A 20545-nucleotide genomic window follows, 5' to 3' on the forward strand; every position below is an offset into this window, starting at 1 on the left:
CTCGGAAAGGGGCTTCGCAAGTGCAACCTTTCCGTGCACAATCGCGCCCCTCTTTTCCGGTTGAGTTGGGCGAAGGCACTATTTCGCCATTCTCAGCCTGTTGCAGTCTTGCGAGTGGAGCTTCACCCGGAATGAATGAGCAGGCCCCAAGCGTTGAACAACGCTTTGCAGAATCGACCCCCGCCACCCTTGGCAGCTGGGCGCGTCACGACACTACCTGGATGCTGGGCCTGTTCGGCACAGCCATCGGCGCCGGAACCCTGTTCCTGCCGATCAACGCTGGCCTTGGCGGTTTCTGGCCGCTGCTGATCCTGGCCATCCTGGCCTTCCCGATGACGTACTTTGCCCACCGTGGTCTGACCCGGTTCGTCCTGTCGGGGCGCAACGGTGGCGACATCACCGAGGTGGTCAAGGAGCACTTCGGCAGCACCGCCGGTGCCTCGATCACCGTGCTGTATTTCTTCGCAATCTTCCCCATCCTGCTTATCTATAGCGTGGCGCTGACCAACACCGTGTCCAGCTTCATGGAGCACCAGCTGCACATGGCGCCGCCACCGCGGGCCATCCTGTCGTTCGTGCTGATCCTCGGCCTGCTGGCCATCGTGCGTTGCGGCGAGCAGGCCACGGTCAAGGTCATGAGCCTGCTGGTGTACCCGTTCATCGTCGCCCTGGCGCTGCTTGGCCTGTACCTGGTGCCGCACTGGACCGGTGGCATCCTCGACAGCGCCACCCAGGTGCCGCCGGCTTCGGCGTTCCTGCACACCCTGTGGCTGGCCATTCCGGTGATGGTGTTCTCGTTCAACCATTCGCCGATCATCTCGGCCTTCGCGGTGGACCAGAAGCGCCGTTACGGCGAGCACGCCGATGAGCGCAGTGGCCAGATCCTGCGCCGTGCTCACTTGCTGATGGTGGTGATGGTGCTGTTCTTCGTGTTCAGTTGCGTGCTCACCCTCAGCAGCGCCCAGCTGGCCGAAGCCAAGGCACAGAACCTGTCGATCCTGTCGTACCTGGCCAACCACTTCAGCAACCCGACTATCGCGTTCGCTGCACCGCTGATCGCCTTCGTGGCTATCGCCAAGTCGTTCCTGGGCCACTACATCGGTGCCAGCGAAGGCCTGAAGGGCATCATCACCAAGGCTGGCGCGCGCCCGGGTGCCAAAACCCTGGACCGCGTGGTTGCTGCACTGATGCTGGTGGTGTGCTGGATCGTTGCCACCCTCAACCCGAGCATCCTCGGCATGATCGAGTCGCTCGGCGGCCCGATCCTGGCGGTGCTGCTGTTCCTGATGCCGATGTATGCCATTCGCCGCGTACCGTCGATGCGCAAGTACAGCGGTGCGGCCTCCAACGTGTTCGTCGTGGTGGTCGGCCTGGTTGCGTTGACTTCGGTGGTTTACGGCCTGCTGGGCTGATTCGCCCCCTGCAATGAGGAATGCCCGGGTTGCTTGTCGCAACCTGGGCATTTTTTTGTCCACAAAAAGTGTCGGGAAATAGAACAATTTCACCTGACCCATAGGCACCCGGCCGGCTTCATGCTTAACTCAGTGTCCTTTTCAAACCCAGCATAAGGATTTCGTCATGGCTCAAGTGACTCTCAAAGGCGGCCCGGTTCAGGTTAACGGCAACCTGCCACAGGTCGGCGCCCAGGCTCCGGCTTTCTCCCTGGTCGGTGAAGGCCTGGCTGACAAGTCGCTGAAAGACTTCGCCGGCAAGCGCAAAGTGCTGAACATTTTCCCGAGCGTCGACACCCCAACCTGCGCTACCTCCGTGCGCAAGTTCAACGCCCAGGCCAACGATGTCGCCAACACTGTCGTGCTGTGCATCTCCGCCGACCTGCCGTTCGCCCAGGCACGCTTCTGCGGTGCTGAAGGCCTGGAAAACGTGAAGAACCTGTCGACCCTGCGTGGCCGCGAGTTCCTCGAAAACTACGGCGTCGCCATCGCCGACGGCCCGCTGGCCGGCCTGGCTGCCCGCGCTGTGGTAGTGCTGGACGAGAACGACAAGGTGCTGCACAGCGAGCTGGTTGGCGAAATCGCTGACGAACCGAACTACGATGCAGCCCTTGCTGTACTGAAGTAAGGATTGCGTGGGGCAGGGCGGTGGAGTCCTGTGCCGGCCATAGGGCCAGCACAGGCAGCGGACCCCTTGAGCCCGCCACCGCTCCAGGCAACACCCTGTAACGGCCCGGAACGCTCTCCGGGCCGTTTTCATTTAAAATTCCGCGTCTTGGCAACGTCAGCCTAAGGTAAACCTCTGGTAAAGGCCCTTTGCTTAAACGATGCCATTGCTTATCGTCCACCCTCCCCAAGTCGCCATTCCGAACAAGGTTCGTTCAACCCATGCAAGCGTCCAATTCCCGTTCCCCCCGTCGCTGGCTCGTTGGCCTGCTGATCCTGCTGCTGGTGGCTGCACTGGCCTGGTGGCTGTGGCCTGCAGCAACGCCTGCGCATAAAGAAGCCAGTGGCGGCGGCGGGCGCGGCGGCAAGGGCATGGGCATGATGGGCGGTCGCCCGGGCTTTGGCGGCTCCAGCGAAGCGGTACCCGTGCGCGTCGAGCCGGTGCGAGTGGGTGATTTCCCGCTGTACTACAAGGCCCTTGGCACGGTCACCGCGACCAACACCGTCAACGTACGCAGCCGCGTGGCTGGCGAACTGGTGAAAATCCACTTCAAGGAAGGCCAGCAGGTCAAGGCCGGCGACTTGCTCGCCGAAATCGACCCGCGCTCGTACCGCATCGCCTTGCAGCAAGCCGAAGGCACCTTGGCGCAGAACCAGGCGCAGTTGAAGAACGCCCAGGTCGACCTGGCCCGTTACAAAGGCCTGTACGCCGAAGACAGCATCGCCAAGCAAACCCTCGACACCGCCGAAGCACAGGTGGCGCAATTCCAGGGGCTGGTCAAGACCAACCAGGCCCAGGTCAACGATGCCCGCCTGAACCTCGACTTCACCCAGATCCGTGCGCCGATCAGCGGCCGTGTCGGCCTGCGTCAGCTTGACCTGGGCAACCTGGTGGCGGCCAACGACACCACCGCACTGGTGGTCATCACCCAGACCGAGCCGATCAACGTCGCCTTCACCCTGCCGGAAACCCAGCTGAGCACCGTGCTGGAGCGTTATCGCAGTGGCGCCAGCCTGCCGGTCGAGGCCTGGGACCGCAGTGACAGCAAATTGCAATCTACCGGCGTGCTGGGCAGCATCGACAACCAGATCGACACCACCACTGGCACCCTCAAATTCAAAGGCCGCTTCGAGAATAAGGACCTGGCCCTGTTCCCCAACCAGTTCGTCAACGTGCGTTTGCTGGCCGATACCCTCAAGCAGGTGGTCATGGCCCCGGCGGCGGCCATCCAGTTCGGCAATGACGGTAGCTTCGCCTACGTGGTCAATGCCGAGAACACCGTTAACGTGCGCAAGGTCAAGGTGGGCGCCAGTGATGGCGAGAACAGCGTCATTCTCGACGGCCTGAAGGCCGGTGACCGGCTGGTGCTGGAAGGTACCGACCGCCTGCGCGAAGGCACCAAGGTTGAAGTGGTCGAAGACAGCTCGCAAGTGCCGACCACCCCGGGCCAGCACCTGCAAGGGCAAGAGGCCAAAGGTTCGGCGCAAACCGGTGAAGCACAACCTGGCAAAGCAGCAGGCAAGGCGGGCGCATGAACCTCTCGCGTCTGTTCATTCTGCGGCCGGTCGCCACCACGCTGAGCATGCTGGCCATCGTCCTGGCCGGCCTGATCGCCTACAAGCTGCTGCCGGTTTCTGCCTTGCCGCAGGTGGATTACCCGACCATCCGCGTCATGACCCTGTACCCCGGCGCCAGCCCGCAGGTCATGACCAGTGCAGTCACCGCACCGCTAGAGCGCCAGTTCGGCCAGATGCCTGGCCTTGAGCAAATGGCCTCGACCAGCTCCGGCGGCGCGTCGGTGCTGACCTTGCGCTTCAACCTCGACATGAACATGGACGTTGCCGAGCAACAGGTGCAGGCCGCGATCAACGCCGCCAGCAACCTGCTGCCCAGCGACCTGCCAGCGCCACCGGTGTACAACAAGGTCAACCCGGCCGACACCCCGGTGCTGACCTTGGCCATCTCCAGCAAGACCATGCCGCTGCCCAAGCTCAACGACCTGGTCGACACCCGCGTGGCGCAAAAGCTCGCGCAGATCAGTGGCGTGGGCATGGTCAGCATTGCCGGCGGCCAGCGCCAGGCAGTGCGCATCAAGGTCAACGTCGATGCCTTGGCCGCCAACGGCCTGAGCCTGGATGACGTGCGCACGCTGATTGGCGCGTCCAACGTCAACCAGCCCAAGGGCAACTTCGACGGCCCGACCCGGGTGTCGATGCTCGATGCCAACGACCAGCTGCGTTCCCCCGAGGAATACGCCAACCTGATCCTGGCCTACAACAACGGTGCGCCGCTGCGCTTGAAAGACGTGGCCGAAATTGTCGACGGCGCGGAGAACGAGCGCCTGGCCGCCTGGGCCAACGAAAATCATGCAGTGCTGTTGAATATCCAGCGTCAGCCGGGCGCCAACGTGATCGAAGTGGTCGACCGCATCAAGGACTTGTTGCCTTCGATCACCGACAACCTGCCGGCTGGGCTGGATGTGTCGGTGTTGACCGACCGTACCCAGACCATTCGCGCAGCCGTGAAGGACGTACAGCACGAACTGCTGATCGCCATCGCCCTGGTGGTGATGGTCACCTTCCTCTTTCTGCGCCGCTTCAGTGCCACCATTATCCCTTCGATTGCCGTGCCTTTGTCGCTGATCGGCACCTTCGGCGTCATGTACCTGGCCGGTTTTTCGGTCAACAACCTGACGCTGATGGCCCTGACCATCGCCACCGGCTTCGTGGTCGATGATGCCATCGTGATGCTGGAAAACATCTCGCGGCATATCGAAGAGGGTGAGACGCCCATGCAGGCGGCGCTCAAGGGCGCCCGGCAAATCGGCTTCACCTTGATTTCCCTGACCTTCTCGCTGATCGCGGTACTGATCCCGCTGCTGTTCATGGCTGACGTGGTTGGCCGGCTGTTCCGCGAGTTCGCCATTACCCTGGCGGTGGCCATCCTGATTTCCCTGGTGGTGTCGCTGACCCTGACGCCGATGATGTGCGCCCGGCTGCTCAAACGCGAGCCCAAGGAAGAAGAGCAGGGGCGCTTCTACCGTGCCAGTGGTGCCTGGATCGACTGGCTGATCAAGCACTACGGCAGTGCCCTGCAATGGGTGCTGAAGCACCAGCCGCTGACCCTGCTGGTCGCCGTGGCCAGCCTGGCGCTGACGGTGTTCTTGTACATGGTGGTGCCCAAGGGCTTCTTCCCGGTGCAGGACACCGGGGTAATCCAGGGCATTTCCGAAGCGCCGCAGTCCACCTCGTTTGCCGCCATGAGCGAGCGCCAGCAGGCCCTGAGCAAGGTCATCCTGCAGGACCCGGCGGTTCAAAGTCTGTCGTCCTATATCGGTGTAGACGGCGACAACGCCACGCTCAACAGTGGCCGCCTGCTGATCAACCTCAAGCCCCATGGCGAACGGGATGTCACCGCCAGCGAGGTCATCAGCCGCCTGCAGCCGCAACTCGACCGGCTGGTGGGTATCCGCCTGTTCATGCAGCCGGTGCAAGACCTGAGTATCGAAGACCGTGTCAGCCGCACCCAGTACCAGTTCAGCCTGTCGTCGCCCGACGCCGACCTGTTGGCCCAATGGAGCAGCAAGCTGGTACAGGCGCTGCAGCAGCGCCCGGAACTGGCCGACGTGGCCAGCGACCTGCAGGACAAAGGCTTGCAGGTCTACCTGGTGATTGACCGTGACATGGCCAGCCGCCTGGGCATCACGGTGTCGCAGATCACCAACGCCCTGTATGACGCCTTTGGCCAACGGCAGATCTCCACCATCTACACCCAGGCCAGCCAGTACCGTGTGGTACTGCAGTCGCAGGACGCGGCACTTATCGGCCCGCGAGCGCTGGAGTCGATTCACGTCAAGGCCACCGATGGCGGCCAGGTGCGCCTGTCGGCGCTGGCGCGTATTGAGCAGCGCCAGGCCCAGTTGGCCATTTCCCACATCGGCCAGTTCCCGGCAGTCACCCTGTCGTTCAACCTGGCCCACGGTGCATCGCTGGGCGAAGCCGTTCAGGTGATCGAGCAGGTACAGAAGGACATCGGCATGCCGCTGGGCGTGCAAACCCGCTTCCAGGGTGCGGCGCAGGCCTTCCAGGCATCGCTGTCGAGCACCTTGCTGCTGATCCTGGCGGCGGTGGTGACCATGTACATCGTGCTGGGGGTGCTGTACGAAAGCTACATTCACCCGGTGACCATCCTCTCGACCTTGCCGTCGGCAGCAGTGGGCGCTTTGCTGGCGCTGCTCATTAGCGGCAACGACCTGGGCATGATCGCCATCATCGGTATCATCCTGCTGATCGGTATCGTCAAGAAGAATGCCATCATGATGATCGACTTCGCCCTGGAGGCCGAGCGTAACCAAGGCATGAGCCCGCGCGATGCCATCTACCAGGCCGCGCTGCTGCGCTTCCGGCCGATCCTGATGACCACCCTGGCCGCGCTGTTCGGTGCCGTGCCGCTGATGCTCGCCACCGGTTCCGGCGCCGAGCTGCGTCAGCCACTGGGCCTGGTGATGGTGGGCGGTTTGCTGGTCAGCCAGGTGCTGACGCTGTTCACCACCCCGGTCATCTACCTCTACTTCGACCGCCTGGCTCGCCGCTGGCGCCCGGCCACTGATGTGAAGCAGGCCGAGGCATGAACCTGTCCGGTCCTTTCATCCGTCGCCCGGTGGCGACCATGCTGTTGAGCCTGGCGATCATGCTGCTGGGTGGGGTCAGCTTCGGCTTGCTGCCGGTGGCGCCGCTGCCGCAGATGGACTTCCCGGTGATCGTGGTGTCGGCCAACCTGTCCGGCGCCAGCCCGGAAGTGATGGCCTCCACTGTGGCCACGCCGCTGGAGCGCAAGCTGGGCAGCATTGCTGGCGTGACCACCCTGACCAGCAGCTCCAACCAAGGCTCCACACGGGTGATCATCGGCTTCGAGATGGGCCGCGACATCGACGGTGCGGCGCGCGAGGTGCAGGCGGCGATCAACGGCACCCGTAACCTGCTGCCCAGCGGCATGCGCAGCATGCCCACCTACAAAAAGATCAACCCGTCCCAGGCGCCGATCATGGTGCTGTCGCTGACCTCGGATGTGCTGCAGAAAGGCCAGCTGTACGACCTGGCCGACACCATCCTGTCGCAGAGCCTGGCCCAGGTGTCGGGGGTAGGGGAGGTGCAGATCGGCGGCAGCTCGCTGCCGGCGGTGCGCATCGCCGTCGAGCCGCAACTGCTCAACCAGTACAACCTGTCGCTGGACGAAGTGCGCACGGCGGTGTCCAACGCCAACCAGCGTAGGCCCATGGGCTTTGTCGAGGACGCCGAGCGCAACTGGCAGGTGCGCGCCAACGACCAGCTGGAAAGCGCCAAGGACTACGAGCCGGTGGTGATCCGCCAGCAAAACGGTACCATCCTGCGCCTGTCCGACGTGGCGACCATCACCGATGGCGTCGAGAACCGGTACAACAGCGGCTTCTTCAATGACCAGGCGGCCGTGCTGCTGGTGGTCAACCGCCAGACCGGCGCCAACATCATCGAAACGGTTGACCAGATCAAGGCACAGCTGCCGGCCCTGCAGTCGTTGCTGCCAGCCAGCGTGCAGCTGAACGTGGCCATGGACCGCTCGCCCGTGATCAAGGCCACCCTGAAAGAGGCCGAGCACACCCTGCTGATTGCCGTGGTGCTGGTGATCCTGGTGGTGTACCTGTTCCTCGGCAGCCTGCGCGCCTCGCTGATCCCCAGCCTGGCCGTGCCGGTGTCGCTGGTGGGCACCTTCGCGGTCATGTACCTGTGCGGGTTCTCGCTGAACAACCTGTCGCTGATGGCGCTGATTCTGGCTACCGGCCTGGTGGTGGACGACGCCATCGTGGTGCTGGAAAACATCTCGCGGCACATCGAGGACGGCCAGCCGCCGATGAAGGCGGCCTTCCTCGGCGCCAAGGAAGTAGGCTTCACCTTGCTGTCGATGAACGTGTCGCTGGTGGCGGTATTCGTCTCCATCCTGTTCATGGGTGGCATCGTGCGCAACCTGTTCCAGGAGTTCTCCATCACCTTGGCGGCGGCGATCATCGTGTCGCTGGTGGTGTCGCTGACCCTGACGCCCATGCTCTGCGCCCGCTGGCTCAAACCGCATCAGGCCGAGCAGACACGCCTGCAACGCTGGAGCGACAAACTGCACCAGCGCATGGTCAACGCCTACGACCGCAGCCTGGGCTGGGCCCTGCGCCACAATCGCCTGACGCTGCTCAGCCTGTTGGCCACCATCGGCATCAACATCGCGCTGTACGTAGTGGTGCCCAAGACGTTGATCCCGCAGCAGGACACCGGGCAGCTGATGGGCTTTATCCGCGGCGACGACGGGCTGTCGTTCACCGTGATGCAGCCGAAGATGGAAATCTACCGCCGTGCATTGCTCGCCGACCCGGCAGTGCAGAGCGTTGCAGGTTTCATCGGTGGCAACAGCGGTACCAACAACGCCATGGTGCTGGTGCGGCTGAAACCGATCAGCGAGCGCAAGATCGATGCGCAGAAGGTGATCGAGCGCCTGCGCAAGGAAATGCCCAAAGTGCCTGGCGGGCGCCTGTTCCTGATGGCCGACCAGGACCTGCAACTGGGCGGCGGTGGCCGTGACCAGACGTCGTCGCAGTACCTGTATACCCTGCAGAGTGGCGACCTGGCAGCGCTGCGTGAGTGGTTCCCGAAAGTGGTCGCTGCTGTACGTGCACTGCCGGAACTCACTGCTATCGATGCGCGTGACGGTGCCGGCACCCAGCAGGTGACCCTGGTGGTCGACCGCGACCAGGCCAAGCGCCTGGGCATCGACATGGACATGGTTACCACGGTGTTGAACAACGCCTACAGCCAGCGGCAGATTTCTACCATCTACGACAGCCTCAACCAGTACCAGGTGGTGCTGGAGATCAACCCGAAATACGCCTGGGACCCAAGCACCCTGGAGCAAGTGCAGGTGATCACCGCCGAGGGCGCCCGCGTGCCGCTGTCCACCATCGCCCACTACGAAAACAGCCTGGCCAACGACCGCGTCAGCCACGAAGGCCAGTTCGCCTCGGAAGACATTGCCTTCGACGTCGCGGAAGGCTACAGCCCCGACCAGGCCATGGCAGCGCTGGAGCGCGCAGTGGCCAAGTTGGGCTTGCCTGAGGAAGTGATCGCCAAGCTGGGTGGCACTGCCGACGCCTTTGCCAAGACGCAGGAGGGCCAACCGTTCATGATCCTCGGTGCGCTGGTGCTGGTGTACCTGGTGCTGGGCATCTTGTACGAAAGCTACATTCACCCGCTGACCATTCTTTCGACACTGCCTTCAGCCGGTGTCGGGGCCTTGCTCGCGTTGTACGTCACGGGGGGCGAGTTCAGCCTGATCTCGCTGCTGGGGCTGTTCCTGCTGATTGGCGTGGTGAAGAAAAACGCCATCCTGATGATCGACCTGGCCTTGCAACTGGAGCGTCACCAAGGGCTGTCGCCGGAGGAGTCGATTCGCCGGGCGTGCCTGCTGCGCCTGCGGCCGATCCTGATGACCACCCTGGCGGCCATTCTTGGCGCCTTGCCGCTGCTGTTGAGCCATGCAGAAGGTGCAGAAATGCGCCAGCCGCTGGGCCTGACCATCATTGGTGGCCTGGTGTTCAGCCAGATCCTCACCCTTTACACGACGCCGGTGGTCTACCTGTACCTGGACCGCCTGCGCCACCGTTTCAACCGTTGGCGCGGCGTGCGCACCGACGCCGCCCTGGAAAACCCGCTATGACTTTTGCCCAGACCCCACTTCATCGTGCCCTGCAAACGCTGACCCGTGGGCGTGGCTCGCGCCTGCTCGGCGCCGGGTTGTGCGTGGCCCTGCTCAGTGCCTGTACCTTGAGCCCGGACTACCATCGCCCCGAACTTAACAGCTCGGCGGCGCAGTTCAAGCACGCCGAAGGCTGGACCCAGGCCGCCCCATCCGACGCCATCGCCCGCGGCGCCTGGTGGGAAATCTACGGCGATGCCGGGCTCAATGCGCTGGTTGAGGAACTGAACCGTAGCAACCAGACCGTAGCGCAATCAGAAGCCCAGTACCGCCAGGCCCAGGCGCTGGTGCGCAGCAGCCGCGCGGCGTTGTTCCCGAGCCTGGACCTGAGCACCAGCAAGAACCGCTCGGCCCAGGGCACCGGCAGTTCCAGTTCGAGCCTGTCCAACAACAGCAGCGGTATTCGCAACACCTACAACGCGCAGTTGGGTGTGAGCTGGGAAATCGACCTGTGGGGCAAGCTGCGCGAAACCATGAATGCCAACGAGGCCAGTGCCGAAGCCAGCTTCGCCGACCTCGCGTCGATCCGCTTGAGCCAGCAATCCGAGCTGGTGCAGAACTACCTGCAACTGCGGGTAATAGACGAGCAAAAGCGTCTGCTGGAAGCCACTGTGGCGGCCTACGAGCGCTCGTTGCGGATGAACGAAAACCAGTATCGCGCCGGCGTTGCGGGGCCGGATGCGGTGGCCCAGGCGCGCACCCAGCTCAAGAGCACCCAGGCTGACCTGATCGACCTGATCTGGCAGCGTGCGCAGTTCGAAAACGCCATTGCCGTGCTGTTGGGCAAAACCCCGGCCGACTTTGCTCTGGCCGACAGCAAGGACATTCCTGCGCTGCCGCAAATCCCGGTATCCCTGCCTTCGCAGCTGCTGGAGCGGCGCCCGGATATTGCTGCTGCCGAGCGTAACGTGATGGCCGCCAATGCCAACATCGGCGTGTCACGGGCGGCGTATTTCCCCGATCTGAGCCTGAGCATGAGCGGCGGCTATTCCAGCAGCAGCTTCAGCAACTGGATCGAGCTGCCCAACCGCTACTGGTCGGTAGGCCCGCAACTGGCGCTGACCCTGTTCGACGCTGGCAAGCGCAGCGCCGAGGTGGACCGCACGGTGGCCGCGTATGACCAGACCGTGGCGCAATACCGCCAGACCGTGCTCGACGGCTTCAAGGAAGTGGAGAACCTGCTGGTGCAGTTGAAGGTGTACGGCGATGAAGCGGTGGTGCGCCAGGAAGCGCTGGATGCCGCCCGCGAGTCGCTGCGCCTGACCGAGAACCAGTACCGCGCAGGGTTGATCGGCTACCTGGATGTGGTGAACGTGCAGACCACGGCATTGAGCAACGAGCGCAGTGTGTTGAACCTGTTGCAAGGTCGCTTGGTGGCCAGTGTGCAGCTGGTGGCTGCGCTGGGTGGCGGCTGGGATGCAGAACAGGCATTTGCCGAGCAGGATTGACCTGCTCTCTGCGTTCCAAAGGGGCTGGACATTCTCCCGCAGAGAGTGCATTGGATCCATTCCCATTCGCAGAAACCCCGTGCGTTTCGCCTAAGCTTGAGTACAATCGTCAGCTTTTGCCGGGCCCCCTGTCCCGTCGCTGGAACTCCAATGCTGACCGGTAGCTACTCCTCTTCGCTGGTGCTGATTTCGCTGTGCGTGGCGATTCTGGCGTCTTATACCGCCCTTGACCTGACCGGCCGCATCGCCACGGCCAAGGGCCGGGCTGCCTACTTGTGGATGGGGGGCGGCGCGTTGGCCATGGGCATCGGCGTGTGGTCGATGCACTTTATCGGCATGCTCGCGTTCAGCCTGCCTATCGACCTGGGTTATGACCTGGCGCTTACCGCGTTCTCGCTGCTGATCGCCGTGCTGTCCTCGGGCTTTGCCCTGTGGCTGGTTAGCCAGCCGAGCCTGCCGTGCCTGCAACTGGGCTTCGGCGCGCTGATCATGGGCGCCGGCATCGCCTGCATGCACTACACCGGCATGGCCGCGCTGCGCATGCTGCCGGGCATCGACTATGACCCGACGCTGTTTGGCGCTTCGCTGCTGATTGCCGTGGGTGCGTCTGCGGCGGCGTTATGGATCGCCTTCCGTCTGCGCAAACACACCCCCTACGTGCGGCAGATCCGCGGGCTGGCGGCAGTGGTCATGGGGTTTGCCATCGTCGGCATGCATTACACCGGCATGGCGGCGGCGAACTTCCCCGAAGGCAGTTTCTGCGGTGCGCTGGCAGGTGGGTTGCAGGGCGACAGCCTGGTTTACCTGGTGTTGATCACTACCTTGGCGGTGTTGGCCGTGGCCTTGCTCACCTCGGTGCTGGACGCGCGCCTGGAGGCGCGCACCGCCGAACTGGCCCGTTCGCTGACCCTGGCCAACCAGGAGCTCACCCAGCTGGCCCTGCACGATACCCTGACCGATCTGCCCAACCGCACGTTGCTGGCCGACCGCATCGAGCAGGCCATTGCCAGGGTGGCGGAGCAGGGCGGCTGTTTTGCCCTGATGTTCATTGATCTGGACGGTTTCAAACCGGTCAACGATGCCTTCGGTCACCACATTGGCGACCTGCTGCTCAAGGCCGTGGCGGGGCGGCTGCGCGGCCACTTGCACAGCCAGGACACGTTGGCGCGCATCGGCGGTGACGAGTTCGTGCTGCTGGTGGAATTGCAGGAGCCGAACGATGCCATGGACGTGGCGGTCAAGCAGGTCAACCTGGTGTCGCGACCATTCCGCGTGGCCGAACACGACCTGCAACTGTCGGCGAGCCTGGGCATTGTCCTGTATCCGGGCAACGGCCAGGACCAGCACGAGCTGTTGCGCAATGCCGACGCTGCCATGTACCACGCCAAGAGCGCCGGCAAGAACGGCTACAGCTTCTTCGACGTGTCGATGAACAGCAACGCCCGCCAGCAACTGCAACTGCTGCAGGACCTGCGCCAGGCGCTGGAGCAGCGCCAGTTCCGGTTGCACTACCAGCCCAAGTTCGACGCCCAGGCTTGTCAGCCGATCGGTGCCGAGGCCTTGCTGCGCTGGGAACACCCGCAGCAAGGGCTACTGCTGCCTGACCGCTTCATTGGCCTGGCAGAGAAAACCGGCCTGATCATTCCTATCGGTGAATGGGTGCTGGACGAAGCCTGCCGGCAGATGCGCCAGTGGCTGGACCAAGGGCATCAAGGCTGGCGCATGGCCGTGAACCTGTCGGCCATCCAGTTCTGCCATGCCGGGCTGGTCGAGAGCGTGGCCCGGGCCCTGCAACAGAACGGCCTGCCGGCCAACTGCCTGACACTGGAAATTACCGAAACCACCGCCATGCACGATGCCGATGCCAGCCTGACCGTGCTGCAACGCCTGTCCGACATGGGTGTGGACCTGTCCATCGATGATTTTGGCACCGGCTACTCCAGCCTGATGTACCTCAAACGCCTGCCGGCCAACGAGCTGAAGATCGACCGTGGCTTCGTGCGTGACCTGGAACAGGACAGCGACGATGCAGCGATTGTCTCGGCCATCGTCGCACTGGGCCAGGCGCTGGGCCTGCGCATCGTTGCCGAAGGGGTGGAGACCGACAAGCAGCAAGACTTCCTGACCCGACTTGGGTGTGATTCGCTGCAAGGCTACCTGCTGGGCCAGCCCGTGCCCGCCGAACAGTTCATGAGCAAGTTGCAAGCATTGCGGCCGCAAGATACCGCAGCGGGCTAGACGGCATCGCGCAAGGTGAAGCTGGGGATGAACGCGTCCATCTCCGCTTCGACGGCCTCGATGATGCGTTCAACGTCGGCGGCAGCCATGACTGCCGTGCAGGGGATACCGGCTATGGCCAGTAGCGTTTCGCCGGTAGCGCGGTCGAAGAGTCGCGCCACCATGCTGCGTGGCGCATCCATGATGGCCTCGAAGCCCAGCGGGTGAAAATGCCAGCGCATCACCTGGCAGGCGTTGGGGAACGTCATCTTGTTCATGCCTGCCTCCTTGTCCGTGCCTGGACGTGGTGAGCGGATGGCCACATCGATGCGGCTGCCGGGAATGTAAACATAGCAGCTGCCACGCGTGATTCTCGGTTGCAAATACGACAAATGTGCCAATGCATGACAGCGGTCACATACGCGTCACGAAATCCTTGGCGCTGCAGTCGGCAGGGCAAACGTTTTCCAGGCGTGATAGGAACGGTTTTCCGCTCTGTTAAGTCCGGTTTCAGAGCTGTTTGGCACACAGTTTTTCAGACGAGTGGTGCGCTCAGCCCAGCAACCCGGCGGCAATGTTGATGGTGAACCCCAGAATTGCGGTATTGAACACGAAACCTACGATGGAATGCGCCAGCACGATCCGCCGCAGCCGCCTGCCGGCAACCCCCACATCTGACGTTTGCACGGCCACGCTGATGGTGAACGAGAAGTAGTGAAAGTCCCAATAGTCCGGGTTGCGCTCGCCATCGGCGAAGCGCAGCGGTGGCTCGTGATTCTGCCCGGTATAGAACAGCCGGGCGTAATGCAGGCTGAAGATGCAGCCAATCAGCAGCCAGGAACCGGCCACGGTCAGGCCGGTGTAGAGGTAGTGCAGGGCCAGGTCTGCGCCTTGCAGCCCACGGCTGGACACCAGTTGCAGGGTGACTGCGGCGAGGCTGGCGATGGCGGCAATGCACACGGTGAGCAGGACCAGGCCTGCGTTTTCGTCTTCGACGCGGGCAACCTTGCGGACCTTTTCCGGGCCGGCGCCCCAGCTCAGGTACAGCACCAGCAACAGGTAAAGCCAGACGCCCAGGTTCCAGCCAGCGAGGATGTGTTGCACGGCGTCATCGGCAGGGATCAGCCAGGCGCCAATCAGGCCTGCCGCTGCGGCGAAGCTCAGGCGGGGGTGGGTACGGGTCAGGCGGTGGAAAGCCATGGGGCCTCATTCACGGTGGGTGTGGTCTCTACTCTAGCTTGTTCTTTGCCGGCACCCATCGCACACCCTTGCAACTCTCAGTACACTGCACGTTCCAACACCAACATCTGTTGAACTCGAGGTTTTTGCATGACGCTCAGTCCTTTGGCAGGCAAGCCGGCTCCGGCCAGCGTGCTGGTCGATATTCCCCGACTGCTCACCGCCTATTACACCGGCCGCCCAGACGCTGCCGTGGCGGCCCAGCGGGTGGCCTTCGGCACCTCGGGGCACCGGGGCACTTCGCTTGAATTGAGTTTCAACGAATACCACGTGCTGGCCATCACCCAGGCCATCTGCCTGTACCGCCAGGAAAAGGGCATCGATGGCCCGCTGTTCATCGGCGCCGACACTCACGCCCTGTCGGCCCCGGCCACGGCCAGCGCGCTGGAAGTGCTGGCGGCCAACGGCGTGCAAGTCAGGTTGTCGAAGGACGACGAATACACGCCCACGCCGGCTGTGTCCCACGCCATCCTCTGCCACAACCGTGGCCGCCAGCAGGGCCTGGCCGACGGCATCGTCATCACCCCGTCGCACAACCCGCCGCAAAGCGGTGGCTTCAAGTACAACCCGCCCAATGGCGGCCCGGCCGACAGCGATGTGACCAAGTGGGTCGAGGCCAAGGCCAACGAACTGCTGGCGGCGAACCTGGCAGGCGTCAAGCGCATGGACCATGCCCAGGCGCTGCAGGCCCCGACCACCCAGCGCCACGATTACGTGAGCAGCTATGTGGCGGACCTGGAAAACGTCATCGACTTCGATGTCATCCGTGGCGCCAAACTGCGCCTGGGCGTCGACCCGCTGGGCGGGGCAGGGGTGCGCTACTGGTCGGCCATTGCCGAACACTACAAGCTGGACCTGGAAGTGGTGAACACCGAGGTAGACCCCACCTTCCGCTTCATGACCGTCGACTGGGACGGCCAGATCCGCATGGACCCGTCCTCGCCATACGCCATGCAGGGCCTGATCGGCCTTCGCGAGCGCTTCGATGTGGCCTTCGCCTGCGATCCGGACCACGACCGCCACGGCATCGTTACCCCGGAAGGCCTGCTGCAACCGAACAACTACCTGGCTGTGGCCATCGACTACCTGTACCGCCACCGCCCGCAATGGCGTAGCGATGCTGCCGTTGGCAAAACCGTGGTGTCCAGCGGCCTGATCGACCGCGTCACCCAGCGTCTGGGCCGTGAGCTGTACGAAGTGCCGGTGGGCTTCAAGTTCTTTGCCCAAGGGTTGTTCGACGGCTCGCTGGGCTTTGGCGGCGAAGAGAGTGCCGGTGCGTCGTTCCTGCGCCGCGATGGCTCCGTGTGGGCGACCGACAAAGACGGGCTGATCCCGGCCTTGCTGGCTGCCGAGATGACCGCCCGCACCGGTCGTAACCCGAGCCAGGCCTACGCGGACCTGACCGAAGCCTTGGGCAAACCGTACGCTACCCGGGTCGAAGCCAAGGCCGATGCGCGGCAGAAAGCGCTGCTGAGCAAGCTGGCGCCGGAGCAGGTCAAGTCGACCGAACTGGCCGGTGAGCCTATCGTGCAGATCCTCAGCCACGCGCCGGGCAATGGCCAGGCGATTGGCGGGCTGAAGGTGATGACCGCCAACGGATGGTTCGCCGCACGGCCGTCGGGCACCGAGGACATCTACAAGATCTACGCCGAAAGCTTCATCGACGAGGCGCACCTGCAGCGCCTGGTGCAGGAAGCGCAGGTGCTGGTGGATGCAGCGATTGCCTGACCGGTAACAAACCGCTTGGCCCTGCGCCGCAACGTAAATTAGAATTAATCCTATTTACGCCGCCGCAGGGCCATCCTCATGATCGACGCCGCGCCGCCAACGGAACCTAGCCTGCCTGCCCTGTACCGGGAGCACCGCAGCTGGCTCGAAACCTGGCTACGCCGGCGCCTGGGCAATGCCTGGGATGCCGCCGATCTCAGCCAGGATACTTTTCTGCGGGTACTGACCAGTGCCCAACCATTGGCAGACATACGTGAGCCAAGGGCCTACCTGCTGACAGTCGGCAAGCGCCTGCTGAGCAACTTCCACCAGCGACGTAGCCTGGAACAGGCTTATCTCGATGCTTTGGCCACCTTGCCCGAGCAGCATGTGCCCTCGCCAGAAAAACGCTGGATATTGCTGGAAACCCTGCAAGCACTCGACGAATTGCTCGATGGCCTGAAGGCACCAGTGCGCAAGGCCTTTCTCTGGAGCCAGCTCGAAGGTGTGGGTTACGCCGAAATCGGCAAGCGCCTGGGCGTTTGCGAGCGCTCGGTGAAACGCTACATGGCGCAGGCTTACGAACATTGCCTGCTGGCCGAATTGCAATGACCCCCCATTCCCCCGAAATCCGCGAAGCTGTGCGTGCTGCCGCCCGCTGGCTGGCGCTGCTGGATTCTGGCGACGCCAGTGAGGGCGACTTGCTGCGCCTGGCGCAATGGCGGGCCAGCAGCAGCTTGCATGAAGACGCCTGGCAAAAGGCATCATTGTTGCGTCAGCGCTTTACCGCTTTACCCGGCGCTTTGGCCATGGCAACTCTGGACCGCCCGGACGCCGGCCGACGCGCACTGCTCAAGCAAGCCTTGGCTATTGCCGCGCTGTTGCCGACAGCCTGGCTGGTCAGCCGTGAGCTGCCTCTGGATGCCTGGACTGCCGACATGCACACCTCGGTAGGCGAACGTCGGCAGGTGCTGTTGAGCGATGGCACATTCGTGCAGATGAACACCGACAGTGCGGTGGATATCGACATGAATGCACGCCGCCTGACGTTGCTTCGCGGCGAAGTGGCAGTGAAGGTGCCCGCCAACCTGAACCTGACGTTGCAGGTGCCTTATGGCCAGGTGGTGCTCGGCGGTGGTGAAGTTTGCCTGCGGCTGGTCGATGAGGCCTGCCGGGTATTGGTGGCCGATGGCGTAGCCAGCCTGCAGCCACTGCGCGGCCCGGCACACGTACTGCACGCCGGGCAGCAGGCCAGCTTGCAGGTGGCAGGTGTCGGTCCGGTGACAGGCCTGGATGAATGGCGGCTGGGCTGGCGTGAGGGCGTACTGCGGCTGGATGACCGCCCCTTGGGCGACTTGTTGCACGAGCTGCGCAGGTACCGCCCCGGCGTGCTGCGTTGGGCGCCGGAACTGGAGCGCCTGCGGGTAACTGGCACTTTCCGCCTTGATGATACCGACCGGGTTCTTGCCTTGCTCGCCGCCAGCCTGCCGTTGCAGGTACAAGCACGCACGCGCTACTGGGTCAGCCTTGCTGCACGAGAAAATCGTGCTTGAGGCTGTCCCCTTTTTTTCACTCGCCGGTCATTACCGGTAGAAGAAAATAAAGGGGAGCCATTTTCAATGTCAGCAGTAATGTCTTGCCGCCTGCGCCCACTGGTGCGCGCAGTGCGCCCGTTGTTCGCCATGAGCCTGTTGTTGTCCGCACCCGCCTGGGCTGATGAGCCGGCGCGCCGTGCCTATCAGGTGCCGGCCGCCAGCCTGGGCGCCGTGCTCACCCGGTTTGCCGACCAGGCCGGCGTCAGCCTTTCGCTGGACCCGGCACTGGTCCAGGGCCGGCAGAGTAATGGCCTGTCTGGTAGCTACAGTGTCGAAGAAGGTTTCATGCAGCTGCTGCGCGGCAGCGGCTTGCAGTTGCTGCCGGTGGGTGAGGGGGCCTTCACCCTGATGCCGGCACCCGAGGCCGGTGGCGCTTTGGAAATCGCCCCGACCAGCATCGTCGGCGGGCTGGTCGCAAGCAACGAAACGCAGCCCTATGCTGGCGGCCAAGTGGCCCGGCGGGGCGCGCAAGGCCTGCTGGGGTCGCGTGATTTCATGGAAACCCCATTCAGCATCACCAGCTACACCAGCGAACTGGTGAAGAACCAGCAGGCGCGAACCTTGGGCGAACTGATCGCCACCGACCCTTCAGTCCGGGCCACCAATCCGGCAGGCGGGCGTTTCGAGCAGTTCACCATTCGCGGCTTCAGCCTGTTCAACAGCGATGTGGCCTACAACGGCCTGTACGGTATCTTGCCGACTTACTCGATCGACATGGAAATGGCCGACCGGGTCGATATCATCAAAGGCCCCAGCCAGTTGATTAATGGCATTTCGCCGCGTGGTAGCGTGGGCGGCGGTATCAACGTGCAGCCCAAGCGGGCCACAGACAAGCCGATCACCGAGTTTACCGGCAGCTATGCGTCGGCGGGCCAGGCAGGTGGCGCGGTGGATGTTGGCCGGCGTTTTGGCGAAGGCCAGCAGTTCGGCGTGCGTTTGAATGCTGTGAAGCAGGCCGGCGATACCGAATGGGACCACCAGCGTGTCGAGCGTGAAATGGCGGTACTGGGCCTGGATTTTCGCGGCGAGCGCCTGCGCCTGTCGGCAGACCTCGGCCACACCGAGCGTGACACCGATGCACCGCAGGAGCGTGTGCTGATCGGCGCCAACGCCAAGGTGCCGGATGCCAATGATGTTCGCCACAACTATGCCCAGGCCTGGAGCAAGGCGCGCACCAACGACACCTTTGGTGCGTTGCATGCCGAATACGACGTCAGTGAGTCGCTGCTGGCCTATGGCGCGGTCGGTGCGCGTGAAAGCAACCATGATTTCCTGCGGCACAACGTGTCCATCACCAACGATGCCGGCGACTTCACCGTGCAGCCGCGGGACTTCACCCGCGACGAGTCGGTGCGTACCGCCATGGCAGGCCTTCGCAACTGGTTTCACACCGGGCCGGTCAGCCACGAGTTGAACCTGGCCGCCACCTACTTCTACATGGACTTCACCAACGGCGGCGCCCGCTATGCTTCGGCGCCCAGCAACCTCTACAACCCGGTAGCGACCCCGACCCCGGGCACACCCACCCGCATCGATCCCGAGGTCTACACAGAAAACCGCTTCTCCGGTGTGGCCCTGGCCGACACCCTCGGGTTTTTCGACGACCGCCTGCTGCTGACCTTGGGCGCGCGCTGGCAGCGGGTGCAGGTGGATGACTGGAGCGACGGCGTCAAAGGCGAGACCGCCTACGACGAAGAAAAGGTCTCGCCCTCGGGCGGCGTGCTGCTCAAGGTCACTGACCAGCTGTCGTTGTACGCCAACTACATGGAAGGCCTGAGCCAGGGCAAGATCGCGCCGTCGACGTCGATCAACGAAGACCAGATTTTCCCGCCGTTCACCAGCCGCCAGGTTGAGGTAGGGGCCAAGTACGACCTGGGCCAGGTAGCGTTCACGGCCAGCGCATTTCGCATTCGCCAGCCGGCCTACGAGACGAACGCCACCTCGCGGGTGTTCGGGCCCAATGGCAAGCGTGACAACCGTGGTATCGAGTTGAGCGTATTCGGCGAACCCGTGCAAGGCGTGCGGGTGCTGGGTGGGGTCATGTACATCGACAGCGAGCTGACCGACACCGTGGGTGGCGCCTACGATGGCAATCGCGCGCCGGCCACGCCCGAGTACAACGTCAACCTCGGCGCCGAATGGGACGTGCCGGGTGTGAACGGGCTGACTCTGACAGCGCGAGGCATTCATTCCAGCTCGCAGTACCTGGACCAGAACAACAGCAAGCAGATCGATGGCTGGGAGCGTTACGATCTGGGCGCGCGCTATGCCTTCAAGGTAGATGCTACCGAGGTTACCTTGCGGGCCAGTGTCGAGAATGTGCTGGATGATCGTTACTGGAGCTCGGCGGGGGCTTCGGATGACAGTGAGCCGGGGTTGACCCTTTCCACGCCGCGTACTTACTTGTTGTCGGCAACCATAGGCTTCTAACCCGTGCGCTCCTACACG

The 20545-nt window shown here is 63.5% G+C and carries 13 protein-coding genes; 11 read left to right on the top strand and 2 right to left on the bottom strand.

The window, feature by feature from the left end; all coding sequences use genetic code 11:
* The first annotated feature begins 131 nt into the window (after window positions 1-131).
* From B9A31_RS07610 to B9A31_RS07640, 7 genes are all read left to right on the top strand, one after another.
* Window positions 132-1412, top strand: coding sequence for a serine/threonine transporter (locus tag B9A31_RS07610; RefSeq protein WP_025752601.1), 1281 nt, complete (start codon window positions 132-134; stop codon window positions 1410-1412).
* A 166-nt stretch (window positions 1413-1578) separates the two neighbouring features.
* On the top strand, window positions 1579-2079 hold the full coding sequence (gene tpx, locus B9A31_RS07615; protein ID WP_019098358.1) for a thiol peroxidase: 501 nt from the start codon (window positions 1579-1581) through the stop codon (window positions 2077-2079).
* 260 nt (window positions 2080-2339) lie between these two features.
* Complete coding sequence (locus tag B9A31_RS07620) at window positions 2340-3653, top strand: MdtA/MuxA family multidrug efflux RND transporter periplasmic adaptor subunit (protein ID WP_027608910.1); 1314 nt, start codon at window positions 2340-2342, stop codon at window positions 3651-3653.
* Complete coding sequence (locus B9A31_RS07625; RefSeq protein ID WP_084296846.1) at window positions 3650-6748, top strand: MdtB/MuxB family multidrug efflux RND transporter permease subunit; 3099 nt, start codon at window positions 3650-3652, stop codon at window positions 6746-6748. Before B9A31_RS07620 ends, B9A31_RS07625 begins: the two co-directional genes overlap by 4 nt.
* On the top strand, window positions 6745-9852 hold the full coding sequence (locus tag B9A31_RS07630; protein WP_084296847.1) for an efflux RND transporter permease subunit: 3108 nt from the start codon (window positions 6745-6747) through the stop codon (window positions 9850-9852). The genes B9A31_RS07625 and B9A31_RS07630 overlap by 4 nt, the downstream gene beginning before the upstream one ends.
* On the top strand, window positions 9849-11339 hold the full coding sequence (locus B9A31_RS07635) for an efflux transporter outer membrane subunit (RefSeq protein ID WP_016713852.1): 1491 nt from the start codon (window positions 9849-9851) through the stop codon (window positions 11337-11339). Before B9A31_RS07630 ends, B9A31_RS07635 begins: the two co-directional genes overlap by 4 nt.
* A gap of 150 nt (window positions 11340-11489) precedes the next feature.
* Window positions 11490-13577, top strand: coding sequence for a putative bifunctional diguanylate cyclase/phosphodiesterase (locus B9A31_RS07640; protein ID WP_019098362.1), 2088 nt, complete (start codon window positions 11490-11492; stop codon window positions 13575-13577).
* Here the strand turns inward: B9A31_RS07640 and B9A31_RS07645 are convergent.
* Window positions 13574-13834, bottom strand: a complete 261-nt coding sequence (locus B9A31_RS07645; protein WP_019098363.1) for a DUF1652 domain-containing protein — start codon at window positions 13832-13834, stop codon at window positions 13574-13576. The genes B9A31_RS07640 and B9A31_RS07645 overlap by 4 nt on opposite strands.
* 274 nt (window positions 13835-14108) lie before the next feature.
* On the bottom strand, window positions 14109-14756 hold the full coding sequence (locus B9A31_RS07650; protein WP_019098364.1) for a DUF1345 domain-containing protein: 648 nt from the start codon (window positions 14754-14756) through the stop codon (window positions 14109-14111).
* A 129-nt stretch (window positions 14757-14885) separates the two neighbouring features.
* On the opposite strand from B9A31_RS07650, the gene pgm reads away from it, so the two are divergent.
* The 4 genes from pgm to B9A31_RS07670 all read left to right on the top strand — a co-directional run bounded on the left by pgm (window position 14886) and on the right by B9A31_RS07670 (window position 20527).
* The gene (gene pgm / locus B9A31_RS07655) at window positions 14886-16523 is read left to right on the top strand and encodes a phosphoglucomutase (alpha-D-glucose-1,6-bisphosphate-dependent) (RefSeq protein WP_019098365.1); all 1638 of its coding nucleotides are present in this window, start codon (window positions 14886-14888) and stop codon (window positions 16521-16523) included.
* A 78-nt stretch (window positions 16524-16601) separates the two neighbouring features.
* Window positions 16602-17114 (top strand): sigma-70 family RNA polymerase sigma factor, encoded by a 513-nt coding sequence (locus tag B9A31_RS07660; protein WP_016713856.1) that lies wholly within the window; start codon window positions 16602-16604, stop codon window positions 17112-17114.
* On the top strand, window positions 17111-18055 hold the full coding sequence (locus tag B9A31_RS07665; RefSeq protein WP_019098367.1) for a FecR domain-containing protein: 945 nt from the start codon (window positions 17111-17113) through the stop codon (window positions 18053-18055). Before B9A31_RS07660 ends, B9A31_RS07665 begins: the two co-directional genes overlap by 4 nt.
* Before the next feature lie 66 nt (window positions 18056-18121).
* On the top strand, window positions 18122-20527 hold the full coding sequence (locus B9A31_RS07670) for a TonB-dependent receptor (protein WP_027608911.1): 2406 nt from the start codon (window positions 18122-18124) through the stop codon (window positions 20525-20527).
* Window positions 20528-20545: the final 18 nt, after the last annotated feature.

It is taken from the genome of Pseudomonas sp. URIL14HWK12:I5 (genome assembly GCF_900176445.1).
Taxonomy (GTDB): Bacteria; Pseudomonadota; Gammaproteobacteria; order Pseudomonadales; family Pseudomonadaceae; genus Aquipseudomonas; species Aquipseudomonas monteilii.

Coding starts and splice junctions, on each gene's coding strand:
- B9A31_RS07610 (WP_025752601.1), top strand. CDS start 132: ATGAATGAGCAGGCCCCAAGCGTTGAACAACGCTTTGCAGAATCGACC.
- tpx (WP_019098358.1), top strand. CDS start 1,579: ATGGCTCAAGTGACTCTCAAAGGCGGCCCGGTTCAGGTTAACGGCAAC.
- B9A31_RS07620 (WP_027608910.1), top strand. CDS start 2,340: ATGCAAGCGTCCAATTCCCGTTCCCCCCGTCGCTGGCTCGTTGGCCTG.
- B9A31_RS07625 (WP_084296846.1), top strand. CDS start 3,650: ATGAACCTCTCGCGTCTGTTCATTCTGCGGCCGGTCGCCACCACGCTG.
- B9A31_RS07630 (WP_084296847.1), top strand. CDS start 6,745: ATGAACCTGTCCGGTCCTTTCATCCGTCGCCCGGTGGCGACCATGCTG.
- B9A31_RS07635 (WP_016713852.1), top strand. CDS start 9,849: ATGACTTTTGCCCAGACCCCACTTCATCGTGCCCTGCAAACGCTGACC.
- B9A31_RS07640 (WP_019098362.1), top strand. CDS start 11,490: ATGCTGACCGGTAGCTACTCCTCTTCGCTGGTGCTGATTTCGCTGTGC.
- B9A31_RS07645 (WP_019098363.1), bottom strand. CDS start 13,834: ATGAACAAGATGACGTTCCCCAACGCCTGCCAGGTGATGCGCTGGCAT.
- B9A31_RS07650 (WP_019098364.1), bottom strand. CDS start 14,756: ATGGCTTTCCACCGCCTGACCCGTACCCACCCCCGCCTGAGCTTCGCC.
- pgm (WP_019098365.1), top strand. CDS start 14,886: ATGACGCTCAGTCCTTTGGCAGGCAAGCCGGCTCCGGCCAGCGTGCTG.
- B9A31_RS07660 (WP_016713856.1), top strand. CDS start 16,602: ATGATCGACGCCGCGCCGCCAACGGAACCTAGCCTGCCTGCCCTGTAC.
- B9A31_RS07665 (WP_019098367.1), top strand. CDS start 17,111: ATGACCCCCCATTCCCCCGAAATCCGCGAAGCTGTGCGTGCTGCCGCC.
- B9A31_RS07670 (WP_027608911.1), top strand. CDS start 18,122: ATGTCAGCAGTAATGTCTTGCCGCCTGCGCCCACTGGTGCGCGCAGTG.